Below are 12,334 nucleotides of genomic sequence, written 5' to 3' on the forward strand. Positions count from 1 at the left end.
CTAACAATGCACTCGTGCTTACGTAGAGGTCCCCACCGGGCCACCTGTCTACTGCATAACTGCTCAGCAGATGCTCGCCAGTACGACACGAAAACCGAGGAACTACCGAGGCTGCAACTAGCTACACGCAGGTAGCAGCCCAGAGTCGGTGGTTGCTGCCACAAAGTGTCAATCAATATCGATAGGGGTTGGATCGAACGCGTAAACTACGCTGCCCCTCCCAACGGTTCTAAACGCCCCCATCCCCTTGGCCGAGAAAGGGTTGGCAAGCAGCGTGAACGTCATTCGCCTTGGATCGCCGACATTGGCCACGTACAAAATCCGGTAGCGATGCTCTCGATCTGCACGATAGCGTTGCGCTGTGACAATCTCGGTGGGCCCCATTTCGAATCGCAGTGGGTCGCCGGTGCTGGCCTTCACCTCGTAGTAGTAGGTGCGGCTCTTCGTCGCGACGATGAAGTCGTAGCCCAGACTGTCTAAGCCTCCGCTTGTGTTGAGTACCGCGTCGCGATAGCGGGACACCCAAATACTTTCGTCAACTGACTCGAGTCTATGTCGGCGGCGTAACCATTCGCGGGCCCAAAGCTCGCCGATCAGGCCTACCGCCAACTTCTGTTCATCGGACATGCTGGTCTCTGGCAACTTGGTCGTGCCACGTTGGCAGCCTCCACCCAAACCCCCGCTCGCCTTTTCGAAATCCATCGGCTGCAGCCTAGCTTCTTTAGATGAAACGTGCTTTAGGGCGGGGGCATGGGAGACAGCATTACCAATCGCAACGGCGATCTCAGCGTACCCGTCCGAAAGAGCCGACATGGTCAAACCTGCGAACTCCACCTGCGTTCGACGACGCTGCTGCTCAGCACGATCTGACCTCACTCGCTCCTCGCCGCGGGCCATGCTCTCTGCGGACAGACCCCAGGACGCCAAGTCTGCACTTGGTGCGTGTCCAACGGGCCAGACTCCTTCTCTGGTCAACCAGTCGGCGATCTGGTCTTCATCGAGTACTCGGAAGTCCAGCCATCCTCCGTCACGTGCACACACCATGCAGACGTCGCGTGTTACCTCCAGGTTATCCCATGCCTGACGAACTTTTGCGGTGGTAGCAGCGCCGGACGCACGAACCCACGCTGACAGAATTGGTGAGAATTTGACCAGGAAGTCGTTAAGCTTGGTAGCGTTGGCCAACCTGCAATCGGTTAGTGTGAGGTCCAGTGACATCTCAAGGGTTTCAGCTGGTAAACTTTCATCAATCCACTTATCGATGTGCGCGTCCATCACAACATCTGGCAAATCGTCATACGTTGTGAACCAGGTAGGGTCCGGTGATATACCTAGGACACCGTCTCTCGCAATCACATACATGTTGAGCGGTTCTCGCCTATCGAACATCCCTGTGGCACGGGCACGCAGCCGGTCGACACTTGCAGACTGACGCTGACGCAAATGTCTCATCCAAGCATCGCGGTGCATATGCTCATTGCTCAAAGGCTTGTAGCGACCTCCTAAACCTGCAATAGCCGCATTGAACTGAGCAATGGGGATCGAGAACGCCCTCTTAAGATCCAGTAAATCGACTAGATACATCAATCGCGCCTCAAGATCAGCCAGTGGAATACCAATAGAGAGTGCCAAGGTGTCGAGTGCGGCGCGCAGATCCTCATCTTGAGGCGCATCCTGTATCCATAGTTCCTGCAGGTGCGACGTTGTCTGCTGCGATCCAAAATGCGCAGAGAGCGGGATGGCGAACTCTAGCATCCCAATCAGGTCACCACTTGCAAGGCGACGCGTTTGACGGATCGCATCGAGTTCGATACCCAGCGCAGCGGCCAGAATCATGTCGTTGGGTGTGTCTTCTCCCAGGTCGCGCATGGCAGTTGCAAGTCGCAACAACGCCGAGTCGAGGCCATGAGCCAGCTCGCGCGAACCAAGAGCTGCCGCGAGCTGTCCCGATGCTCCTGCAAGATGCTCGAGGGTTAGATATCCCTGCTCAGTCTGAATTATCAATACCGGGCCAACTGATCGATTCAGAACTAGCGAGCCACGCAGTGAAGCTGGCAAAGCGACCTTCATATCGTCATGCGTGATGCAAACCTGCTGAGCATTGACTACCGTCAGCGCCATCGCCGAGCGTCGAATCAGGCCCAATGTTTTCTGCGTTGTTCGAACAAATGCGCTGCTCTTGTGCTCTGCCACGCAGACAAGGAAGTCGATAATCCATGACCCAAATATGTCACTCAGCAAGCGGTTTGGCGTACCGTCATCGAATTTGATGCCGTCAATATACACCTCGGTTGGTTCGTCAGAAATTCGGCGAAATCTTCCCGGTGCGCTGGTGTTGACCCAATCCCACGCAGCGATTGTATCTCCAAGTATGAAATCGAAGACCGGTTCGCCAATTTCCTCTAGCAGCTGCTTCTTCAGCCCATCTTTCTCGTCGTCGAAGTAAGCAACACCAGCCTCTTCCGCCGCTCCGGATACAATCTTAATTTCACCACTCACGAGAACTGGCACGCACGGGCTGGCTTTAAGCCCCCCTTTTTTGCGGGCGATGTCCCAAAGACGCTTAAATAACTCTTGAAAACGGCGAACGTCGCGAATATCGGAGAGCCCCGAGGATGCTGCTTCGCAGAGCGCTACAAGGGCTCTTTCTGCATGCTGCTCGCTATTGAACAGTCCCAATCGTGCATTGTTCTGAAGCCACTCCAGCGTTGTTTCGTTTATCACAGCGGCCACTCTGCGATCCACAAAATCGATGAAGCGAGGAGACCGCTCCTCGTCAGCATTGAAGTACCAGGCGGCCGATGGTTTGACAAACCGCCACCGACTACCCGGCCGCATGACAGGCAGCCAATCTGCGCCGGTTAAGAAAGCATGTAATGGCGTCGATAAATTGCGTCGCTCGGTGGCCACACGAGTATCCGCTCGCGCAGCGTGGAATGACCGATGTTCATCACCAAACGCTCGCATGGCTATCACGACCTGCACTGCATAGTCCCGGCGCACCTCGGCTTGAAATGACTCATGCTCGCCTTGACCAGGGATGCGCCAGGGCCGCAATTCGCAACGATACTGACGTGATGAGTACATGCTGTAGCAGTCCTGCCTGAGTTGGTTGCACCAGTGTGAACGCAGTACTTCAGGCACTTCCGACACCCTGCGGGAGATTTCGGTCGGCAAGTTGGCTGGATACCCAAACAGATCCGATGCGACACTCTCACCACCGACGGGGCGCAAGCAATCCATTACCCCGGCAGCAGTGAGAAATCGTACCCAATCAACTTGCCCCCCATGACTGATCGGCCATGCGGCATGCGCAGGCAGCAGACGAGCCAGTGATCTCCTCATATCCTCAGACACATCTGATGTTGCCCGCAGTAGCGCGTGTAATTTCTTGCCATTCTGAACGTCCCACCCATCACCAAACATCGCGGTCTCGGCGTCAATCCAGCCGTCATCCGTAGGAACGAAAAACCCAGCCGATCTCGTCTCTTTTTCGGACAGTGACCGACCGCTGCTCCATAGGCGAAAAGCCCATTCGAGTGCTTGTTGGCGGGTGCTATCAGCATCTGACGTACGACGGGTCACACCAGCAAGGGTGCGCAATACGTCGCGAGTGTCGTATTCGCGTGCCAGCTTTCCTGCAATGAGGAAAGTGCGGCCAGGACGATAGCCACCGTCGTCCTTTAGCCATGGCACATCACGGCTCAACAATGCGAACCCCTTGCGCAGGGTCGCAGGCAGACGCTCCAAGGGCAGTGATTGCTTGCTGTCATCGTCGTCGACATCTGCGTCGACGGATAGGACCGGTGCAAAGTAGACATCCGCTGCTCGGCGACTACGACCAGTGACCCCGCTTGCTGGCAGTTCGCTGCAGATCAGCTCGTTATTCACACTGAGCAAGAAGCGCTTTCCGAAGAGCGTAGAGGCATGGTCGGCCAGTGCAACGGAAACCTCATCATAAAACGCAGCCCAACGTTCTGGAGCCGCATTCCCTTCGAGCATCTTTACGGCAATTTTTTCCACCCATTTCGCTACAACGTCGGCGGGGGGAGTAAAGCCGGTTTGGCGCAAACGGACGTACAGCCGGTCCAAAGCCGCTCGTTGGTTCAAGGTGAGCAAATCGACCAAGATCTGTCCACCTCCGACCTCGCATACGCTCTTAGGCGACAGACACGCATCGTGCGAAGCAAACCATGAATAGGTCTCCTTAGGAGATGCCCAGGCAACCGTGCCATCCTGGCCGCGAACGGGCAAAATGGCACGGTTCAAGATTCCTTGGCCATGATCGCCCATCGCATTCTTCAACGTCTCAAGATACTCGTCGTTCCAGCACAAGAGGCTGACAACCGCACTCGGTGCGTGCAGCCAATTATTCTTAACCAGAAAGCAGAGCAATTGGCAGCTCAACCACGCGGACATTCGCATGAAGAGGTTGTTCAGAAGAATCGATGTGTCGACGGCACGACGATCCATTTTCGTGTAGAAGTTCGCGTTGATGTAGCCGGCGAACGGGGCCTTGCCCTCCACCCCAAGCGGGAGGAAACAATATAGCCGTCCTACCTCAATAGATGCACCAAGCGGGACGGCGATGCTCACCCGGGCTGCCCCCTCCCAAGCTTCCCAACTTTCCGGGACCTCACCTTTATCTAAACTCGATTGAAGCGCCCCCCTAAACAGATGATCATCAATGTCCCAGTGTGCAGCAACGAACTCATCTGTACCGAGCCGGAGCTGTGCCACAGTGATTGGCGAATCAACCTTGAAACCCGGTGGGTCAAAATCCCAAGTTTTTACTACTGAACGTTCCAATACGAAGGGCTCACCCTCTTCGAGAACGAGTGAGATGCGCCCAACTCGCTCAAGAAACATATGAAGCGGTGTCGTGAGACTCTTCAAGACTTCGAATTGCGCCTTCACAGCCTGAAGAGCATCGGTCGATTTCAGTGGTAAGCGAACTACAGTGGCAAACCCTTCCTCAGCAAATCGCGCCACATTGGGGCCTGATTCTGCGGGAATAGGCACGTGCCAACACGGTAGGTTGCGTGCCATCTCCTCAACTAGATCCTCCGGCTCGTCTCTAAGTAGGTTACGCAGGTCATCGATGCTCGCAAAGCGAAAGCAATAACCATCAAAGGTACCGCTTCCACCCTCACCCTGAACTGAGTAGATCTCAGGCCAATTGCACACCTGCAGCACACTGCGAAAGCCGAGGCCCTTGTTGCCAATGCCCGCATTCACGGGCTTGCTGCTCAGGGCTATGTTGGTGATAGCCTTTAGATTATTGCCGGTGAAACCGACACCGCGGTTTGCAACATAGAGGCATCCATCACCTTCAGAAACATCTAATACTACAGCGATCTCGCCATCGGTACGGGATGGGTCATGAGCGTCATGCGCGTTCTGGATGAGCTCAACGAGAAAGCGATTGCTGTAGTCGTCGGAGACGAACTGCGACATTTTACGTACGCTTTGGTAGAGGCTCGGTTCGCCTCGCACAGCCAAGTAGTTCGAGAGCCGCTGATGCATGAGTTGAGTGATTACATCCGCAGGAGAAGGTTCTCGGTCATGGACGGGTGTAGTTCTAACAATTGAAGTCATGTCACGTCTTCCTTTGCGCGGAGTGTGTTGCTTGCTTATTTGCTGGTACTACGAACTCTTTCTTCATTTTTTACAAAGCATTGTGTCAACACATATCCCTGACCTTCTCGGTCCTGTGCGTCGATAATCTGAAACTGTCCAAAACGCATCCCGCTCGTATCTTACTAATATATGGCCCCTTACTTCTGAGACCTCTGCGCGAATTTGATAGCAACCCCGTGGCATTCTCCTCGACTAAGCAAGGTATCCAAACCTCCTGGAAGAGCGCGGTACAGTTCAAGGAGCCTACCTATGCCAACTCAAATTAACTACCTGGATGTGGCAAGCGATGATTGGCAATGAGCAGAAACGTATGTGTAAAAAATGGCCACATACCCAGTTGCATGCCCATCCGATCGCCGCATCCAGGTAGGTATGGGGATAATGGCCTTTGGAAAGCCACGGGGAGAGAAGATCCGATTCTCAGGTGAGGAGGAAATTACCGTCATCGGTGCAGGCGCTTTGTACTTCCGGGTCGATGATGGTAATAGTCCCTGCAAAGTGGGGTTAGTACAGGATAAAGCGGCACTCATTGGAGGGTATTGGGACTTTTGAGGTTCCCACCAGTCCTCTCTTACAGAGGGCTGCGAATGCTCCAATTGAATTGCAAGATCGGCTGGTTTCGCAGTGACCGACGTGCACCTAGCCTCGCGTTGTCACCCCATCATCCCCATTGCTGGCCGGGGAATAGGGTGTAGCAAAACAAAATGCCCCACATATGCCCCACAAAACAGGCAAACCCGAAAAGCACAAGGACCTAGCCGAAGCTAAGCCTTTGCTGGATTTGGTCGGTGTGCGAGGATTCAAACCTCCGCCCCATTCGTCCCGAACGAGGTTGCAGCGCTGGATTCACTGATGAAATAACTGGTCAACAGTGTCACAATCTAGGCACCTGTTATGACCAGTACTCGTCGTTAAGTACCTCAATCTGAGTAACGTCTCGGCCAATAACTGGTTGTGGTAGTAATCGTAGAATTACCACTTATTTCTTGCTTCGGGATGGTTGACGTACCGCACAGTGGATCATCGGCTTCAACCAGCGCGACAAAAGTCACACGAATACTTATTTTCAGTTGCTTATCGGGATCTACACGTTGCTCGAGACGATCCAGGCGACTGGACAAGGTGCGGCTGGTCATACGTTCCCCTCTGGCAGCAAAGAAGCTTCCAGCTTTGCCACCCGCTCTTCAACGTCACGCAGGCTGCTGATCTTGAGCTCCAACAATTCGGCATCAATGGAGTGCTCTGGTGTCACGGGCTTAAGCGCAGGAAAAGCCCGCTCGATGACCAACTTCACTGCTTGCATCTCGCCCGCCTCAACGGCCGCCCGTAACTGCTGCAAAGCTTCGGCGACGAGGTTGGCCGGCAACTGGCTGCGCTTGCCCAATGCGCCTTTGGGTCGGCCAGCAGTGTTACCAGACTCCCCAGGTTGATACTTCATTTCTATGCTCCCGACACCTGCCACTGACAGCTCACATTATAACCACCAACCTGTTTATTTATACAGCACCCTCTGTTAATAACCTGTTTTTTACAGGACTCAGATTCTGTAAAATGAAATGATTCAAGTTGGCCGTGGGCAACAAAAACCTGAAGCCGAGGACGAGGCATAAATGCATTTTTTGGACGTGAATTCAGATTCTGAATAGGGAGCTGAATTGATCGGTATCCAGAATAGAAGGTGCTGGACTGACAGGCTGGCATGTCGGGACGCTAGGAAACAGTTTGAGTTAGCTCAAGAACCACTGGTGAGGAACATGACCTTAATGCAAGCCCCAACTAACACCCATCTTGATTTTGGTGTTTGGCTCATTAGGAGGGCAATCAACAGCTTGATCGCTGGCGTGTTTTTGGGGCCTCAACACTGGATGCGGGTGGCGTTCACCCATTAATGAGGGAGGCATTGGGACTCAATATTGCGCTATGAAATAGCAAGAATTTGAATACTTGGCATCCAAGGTCAAAGGTTGTTTAACTGAGCATAATCATCTGGACCGATCCTACAGCTGTAGGCGAAATTCAGCTGATTGCGACCTAGCAATCAATTCCGTGTATGCCAGTGTGTATGCCACAAGTCATTAACTGCAATAAAACCAATGTATATCATATATATATGTGAAGATATAAAACGTCCCCAGCACCAAACGTTTGGAAAGGGCCACTTCGCAAGAAGTGGCCCTTTTTGTATCATTTTTCTGGCTTTCAGAGGATGTAACCGCCCCAAGAGCACAGTGCATGTCCAGACCTGAGGCCAAAGGCTCTGCGGGGGGTGGCTGCATTTGACATGGGCCAGCTCCAGGTGGCGTCGCCAGCAAAAACCGGCGAGTGGAGCAGCAATTTGCCCGGGAGCTCTGGGCCACGCCATCAGCCCAGCGCCTCCATGGGGTTGAAACAACCTCGAGGGTTCGCCCCCGAGAACCTTCCACTAGCCGTTGGCTGTGGAAGGCTGGGTCAGATGAACGACGGGATTTTCGGAGAAGAGGTAGCGGTCATCCTCCATTTCGTCATCGAAGATGGTGGCCTGGAAGCGCATCTGCTTGGTGTTCTCCAGGTGCTGCCACATGGCCAGCTTGGCCGCCTGCGGATCCTTGCGCATCAGGGCCTTGAGGATCTGGTCGTGATCGTCGCACCAGCTGGAGATGGCCTTGTCGTCGATATGCTCGTGGAGCTTGCGCCAGTAGGAGTTGCGCTCGCAATGCAGCCAGGGAGCCAGGGCTTCGGGGTTGGCGAGATCGTCGTCAAGCGCGGCTCTGAGGTTGCCTGGTGGTCATGGCAACGCAGCGGATCGAAATCGCCGCCCTGCGGTTGTCCGCCGAACAGGTGATCGACACCACGGCAGCGGGCGACTCCTTCAGCGCCGCTTATCTCCCCGCACGCCTGCAAGGGGCCGACGTCACCGACGCCGCCGCAGAGGCCATCCGCCAGATGCGCGCGGCCTACCCGGATCTGCTGATCGGGGCCGGCACCGTGCTCAACCGCGAACAGGTGGACGCGGCCGTTGCGGCGGGCGCCGACTTCATCGTCAGCCCCGGCTTCAACCCGACCACGGTGCAGTACTGCCTGGACAAGGACGTCACCATCATCCCCGGGGTCAACAACCCCAGCCTGGTGGAGCAGGCCATGGAGATGGGGCTGCGCCACCTCAAGTTCTTCCCGGCAGAGCAGTCAGGCGGCACCGCCATGCTCAAGGCCCTGGGCGCCGTCTATCCGGTGCGCTTCATGCCCACCGGCGGCGTGACGCCGGCCAATCTGAAGGAGTATGGGGCTGAATGCCGTGATCGCCTGCGGCGGCACCTGGATGGTGCCGGCCAAGCTCATCGACGAGGGCAGGTGGGAAGAGCTGACCGCCCTGGTAAGAGAGGCCGTGGCGGCCCTGTGATCATCAGCTGACTAGGGGAGGGTCTGCCCTCCCCAGGATGTCTTGAAGAGCCACTTCCCGCGAAGTGGCTTTTTTATGCCCTGCCAGGGCTGGAGATCAATGTGCGGTGCGGTTGCCGCAGTCTGCCAGCGGCTTATTCCCCTGCGTCATCGGGCGTCAACACCAGCCTGCGCCAGGGCCCCGTGATGTCGCAATGACCCGTCTCTTCGGTGTTCTCCCAGCCCAGGCGATGATAGAAAGCCATCGCCGTGGTGTTGCGCATGGCCACCTTGAGGGAGGCCGGGGAAGGGTATCCGGCCAAGCCGGCGGCAAGCAAGGCCCGCCCCATGCTCTGCCCATGCCAGTCCGCCACCACGTAGAGATGATGCACGAAGCTCTCGGCCCCCCAGATGGAGACGAATCCGCACGGGCTGCCCCCTTTCTCCGCCACCCAGATCTCCTCGCCCCGGGTCTGCTCGGCAAAATCCTCGAGCCGGAACAGGGCGGGATCAACCCAATGGAAGGCCTGGCGCCTTCCCTTGAGGAAGAGCTGCGCCAGCATGGGCTCGTCAGCTTCCGTCATCATTCTGATCATGACACCATCCTTGCGTTGCGTGCTTGTCGCTTCCCACTCTCGATGGATCCCGCCGTGCTGTCAAATCGGCAATGTGGACCCTCTTGAATACGTAACCGTGTGACACAGAGCTGCCTATTTTATCGCCTCAGGGGCTATACTGCCGAGGTCCCGTCCATGACTGGTTTGAGGTTCACTGATTTATGGATAACAAGCAAATTGAAGGCAGTATTCTGGTACCCGCCCACATTGACGATGTCTGGCGGGCCTGGACCACGGAGAGCGGGCTGCGCAGTTTTCTGGCGCCGGAGTGCCTCATGGTCCCGGAACCCAACGGACCGTTCGAGATCTATTTCAGACCCGATGCTCCCCTCGGCGAGCGTGGCAGCGAAGGGTGCCGGGTGATGGCGGTCATGCCCCATGATCTGCTCAGCTTCAGCTGGAATTTCCCTCCCCAGTTTCCCCACATTCGTCAGCAGAAGACCCAGGTCAGCCTGCGCTTCGTGCCGGAGGGCCAGGGCACCCGGCTCCACTTCCTGCAGACCGGCTGGGCGCAGGATCCAGACTGGGACCAGGGCTATGCCTACTTCCGGGAGGAGTGGCTGGAACTGAGTCTGCCGAGGCTTCAGTACCGTTTCACCCACGGCCCCATCGACTGGAACAACCCGCCGGGCAAGCAGCAGCTGAAATCACTGGCCCAGTGACGTCCATTCAAGCGATGGGCATGGCACGAAAAAGGACCCACTCAGGGTCCTTTTTCATGGATGGGCAGGCGGTCACTCCACCGGCTCTTCATCGAACAGGGGGTGATAGAGCACCTCGCCCCTTACCCCGTCGAGCCCGCCGGGTTGCAACTCCATCGCCATGAAACACTCCGTCGGCACCTCGTAGATGCAGTGCAGGCCGAAGTCGCTGGCAGGCCGAAAGCCGAAACGGGCGTAGTAGGCGGGATCCCCGAGTACCACCACCGCCTTCCAGTCCATCTCCAGTGCCGTGTCCAGCCCTTCCCGCACCAGATCCGAGCCAATGCCCTGCCCCTGCCAGTCGGGATGCACGGCCACGGGTGCCAGTCCCAGCCAGGGCCCTTCCTGTCCCTCAATGGTGATCGGGCTCAGCATCAGGTGCCCCATGAACTCGTACTCTTCCTCCTCGACCATGGTGACCACGGCGGCCCCACATTCTCGCAGGCGGTTGACCAGTTCGGCCTCGTCGGGACGACCAAAGGCGGCACTCACCAGCTCATAGACTGGCAGCATGTCGCCGGGACGCTCGGTTCTCAACATACAGCGTTACTCCTCGTACAGCAGGGCGGCCATTATTCCACAGAAGTGGTGCGCCTCTTCACTGCCTTTGTCTGAAAATGGGAGGACGGACTCAGGAAAACGCCTGACAGACCCCGCACCAGGCTTCGCGATGACCGAGCTTGCGCAAGCCATCAGCGTCCGTCGTCAGGCTGTCGTAATCGCCGCAGATAGGCGAGGCCCAGATCCCCGCACTCCTTGAGCAGGACGCCACCACCATGGGCCTGCACCCCGGGCGCCTCTGGCGCAAGCATGGCCAGGGGATAGCGCCGCACCTTCAGCCCGCTGAGTGTCTGCTCGCCCTCTGTCGCCTCCCCCGCCATGAAGAGCGCCACCCCCTCACCGTGCAGTATGGCCACAGCCACCTCCTCGTTATCCAGCCAGGGGGCCAGCGCCTCTTTGCGTGCATCCGTCAGGCGCGCCGGGCGATCCAGCCGCCAGTGATCAAGCTCGAGGGCGCCATCGGCCGGATCTGGCCGACGCCCGTCATGGTGCATGCCAGTCTTTTCCATCACCCGGCCTGAGGCGAGGTTGCCCGGCATGTGGCGGGCGGTGAGGGCAGGCAGGTGCCACTGCTCGAAGGCAAACGCCCTGACCAGGCTCGCGGCCCGGGTGGCCAGCCCCCTGTTCTGCCAGGGCACGCCGACCCACCATGCCAGCTCCCCGTGCCAGTGCAGGGAGAGGGTACCGACCAGGGGAGCGGGCTCGTCTTCACGCCCCTGGGGCAGAGTCAGGGCCCAGGTGCATCCCAGCCCGAGAGCAGCCTTGCGCCCGCTCAGGGCAAGCCAGTCCCGCGCCGCCTCCGGCGAATAGGGGTGGGGGATGTTGAGGGTATAGCGGGCGAGCGCCGCATCCGAACAATAACGCAGGATGGCGCTCTCATCGCCGGGCAGCAGGGGGCGCAGCACCAGCGCGTCCTGCCCGCCAGGCTCGCGCAGCACCGGGGTCATCAGGCGGCGGGCAAGCAGGCGTTGCAGGGCAACCCCGAGGTCGTCATCGGCACCGAGGCGATGATCCGCCCCCGCGGGCCCCAGGATGAGCAGGCCGCTCTCTCTGGCCAGGGTCAGCAGGGAGCCGGAGGCAGCGATCAGGATCTGCCGGTCCGGCTGTGTCGCCATCAGCGGGGAGGCGGCCTCACCCAGCCAGGCGGCAAGCAGGTCGCGGGCACGGAGAATGCCATCTGGCGGGCTGACCGACCAGGGTGCCATCTCCCTCGTCTCCCCTTTGCCAAGCAGCAGCCACCAGCGGTTTCCCCGGTGCTGCCAGGCCTGCAACGCCGCTTGCCAGGAGGGGCGCCAGAGCGCACCCTCGATCAACAGATCCATTCCTTCCCCCACATCCGCCCCCCCGGATCAGGCACCGGGTGCCCGGGCGGCACCACACTCCTGTCTGAGGCAGCATAAGCAGCTGCCAATGAGTTGTTAAACCATATGTTTACCATGGTTAAACGGCATACCCCATGAA

At 57.5% G+C, this 12,334-nt stretch carries 9 protein-coding genes and 1 pseudogene; 2 read left to right on the forward strand and 8 right to left on the reverse strand.

Annotated features, from left to right (window positions below; all coding sequences use genetic code 11):
* Window positions 1-168: 168 nt before the first annotated feature.
* From H7R73_RS16320 to H7R73_RS24580, 5 genes and pseudogenes are all read right to left on the reverse strand, one after another.
* A complete protein-coding gene (locus H7R73_RS16320; protein ID WP_182951330.1) occupies window positions 169-5,598 on the reverse strand; it encodes an ATP-binding protein in 5,430 nt (1,809 codons plus the stop codon).
* A gap of 962 nt (window positions 5,599-6,560) precedes the next feature.
* Entirely contained in the window at window positions 6,561-6,776 is a 216-nt protein-coding gene (locus tag H7R73_RS16325; RefSeq protein WP_158657307.1) for a hypothetical protein, read from the reverse strand.
* On the reverse strand, window positions 6,773-7,078 hold the full coding sequence (locus tag H7R73_RS16330) for a hypothetical protein (RefSeq protein WP_103259773.1): 306 nt from the start codon (window positions 7,076-7,078) through the stop codon (window positions 6,773-6,775). Before H7R73_RS16330 ends, H7R73_RS16325 begins: the two co-directional genes overlap by 4 nt.
* A 984-nt stretch (window positions 7,079-8,062) precedes the next feature.
* Window positions 8,063-8,233 (reverse strand): hypothetical protein, encoded by a 171-nt coding sequence (locus H7R73_RS24575; RefSeq protein ID WP_223924562.1) that lies wholly within the window; start codon window positions 8,231-8,233, stop codon window positions 8,063-8,065.
* A 6-nt stretch (window positions 8,234-8,239) separates the two neighbouring features.
* Window positions 8,240-8,350 (reverse strand): annotated as a pseudogene (locus H7R73_RS24580) (GntR family transcriptional regulator); the annotation flags it as partial.
* 56 nt (window positions 8,351-8,406) lie between these two features.
* On the opposite strand from H7R73_RS24580, the gene eda reads away from it, so the two are divergent.
* Entirely contained in the window at window positions 8,407-9,027 is a 621-nt protein-coding gene (gene eda, locus H7R73_RS16340; RefSeq protein ID WP_232092703.1) for a bifunctional 4-hydroxy-2-oxoglutarate aldolase/2-dehydro-3-deoxy-phosphogluconate aldolase, read from the forward strand.
* Between the two features lie 122 nt (window positions 9,028-9,149).
* Here the strand turns inward: eda and H7R73_RS16345 are convergent, their stop codons facing one another.
* Entirely contained in the window at window positions 9,150-9,590 is a 441-nt protein-coding gene (locus tag H7R73_RS16345; protein ID WP_103259771.1) for a GNAT family N-acetyltransferase, read from the reverse strand.
* 182 nt (window positions 9,591-9,772) lie between these two features.
* Here H7R73_RS16345 and H7R73_RS16350 point away from each other — a divergent pair, with 182 nt between their 5' ends.
* Window positions 9,773-10,273: an SRPBCC family protein gene (locus H7R73_RS16350; protein ID WP_010673967.1), complete on the forward strand. Its 501-nt coding sequence runs from the start codon at window positions 9,773-9,775 to the stop codon at window positions 10,271-10,273.
* A gap of 72 nt (window positions 10,274-10,345) precedes the next feature.
* Here H7R73_RS16350 and H7R73_RS16355 read toward each other — a convergent pair whose 3' ends face one another.
* Both H7R73_RS16355 and H7R73_RS16360 read right to left on the reverse strand, forming a co-directional pair.
* Window positions 10,346-10,852 carry a GNAT family N-acetyltransferase gene (locus tag H7R73_RS16355; RefSeq protein ID WP_010673966.1) on the reverse strand — a complete coding sequence of 169 codons (507 nt, stop codon included), beginning with the start codon at window positions 10,850-10,852 and terminating at the stop codon, window positions 10,346-10,348.
* Window positions 10,853-11,004: 152 nt separating this feature from the next.
* Complete coding sequence (locus tag H7R73_RS16360) at window positions 11,005-12,195, reverse strand: GNAT family N-acetyltransferase (protein ID WP_103259770.1); 1,191 nt, start codon at window positions 12,193-12,195, stop codon at window positions 11,005-11,007.
* Between the last annotated feature and the right edge of the window lie 139 nt (window positions 12,196-12,334).

It is taken from the genome of Aeromonas sp. WP2-W18-CRE-05 (assembly GCF_014168615.1).
Classification (GTDB): Bacteria; Pseudomonadota; Gammaproteobacteria; order Enterobacterales; family Aeromonadaceae; genus Aeromonas; species Aeromonas caviae.

Excerpts from the sequence above, each read along its gene's own strand:
- H7R73_RS16320 (WP_182951330.1), bottom strand. The coding sequence starts at position 5,598 with ATGACTTCAATTGTTAGAACTACACCCGTCCATGACCGAGAACCTTCT.
- H7R73_RS16325 (WP_158657307.1), bottom strand. The coding sequence starts at position 6,776 with ATGACCAGCCGCACCTTGTCCAGTCGCCTGGATCGTCTCGAGCAACGT.
- H7R73_RS16330 (WP_103259773.1), bottom strand. The coding sequence starts at position 7,078 with ATGAAGTATCAACCTGGGGAGTCTGGTAACACTGCTGGCCGACCCAAA.
- H7R73_RS24575 (WP_223924562.1), bottom strand. The coding sequence starts at position 8,233 with ATGCGCAAGGATCCGCAGGCGGCCAAGCTGGCCATGTGGCAGCACCTG.
- eda (WP_232092703.1), top strand. The coding sequence starts at position 8,407 with ATGGCAACGCAGCGGATCGAAATCGCCGCCCTGCGGTTGTCCGCCGAA.
- H7R73_RS16345 (WP_103259771.1), bottom strand. The coding sequence starts at position 9,590 with ATGATCAGAATGATGACGGAAGCTGACGAGCCCATGCTGGCGCAGCTC.
- H7R73_RS16350 (WP_010673967.1), top strand. The coding sequence starts at position 9,773 with ATGGATAACAAGCAAATTGAAGGCAGTATTCTGGTACCCGCCCACATT.
- H7R73_RS16355 (WP_010673966.1), bottom strand. The coding sequence starts at position 10,852 with ATGTTGAGAACCGAGCGTCCCGGCGACATGCTGCCAGTCTATGAGCTG.
- H7R73_RS16360 (WP_103259770.1), bottom strand. The coding sequence starts at position 12,195 with ATGGATCTGTTGATCGAGGGTGCGCTCTGGCGCCCCTCCTGGCAAGCG.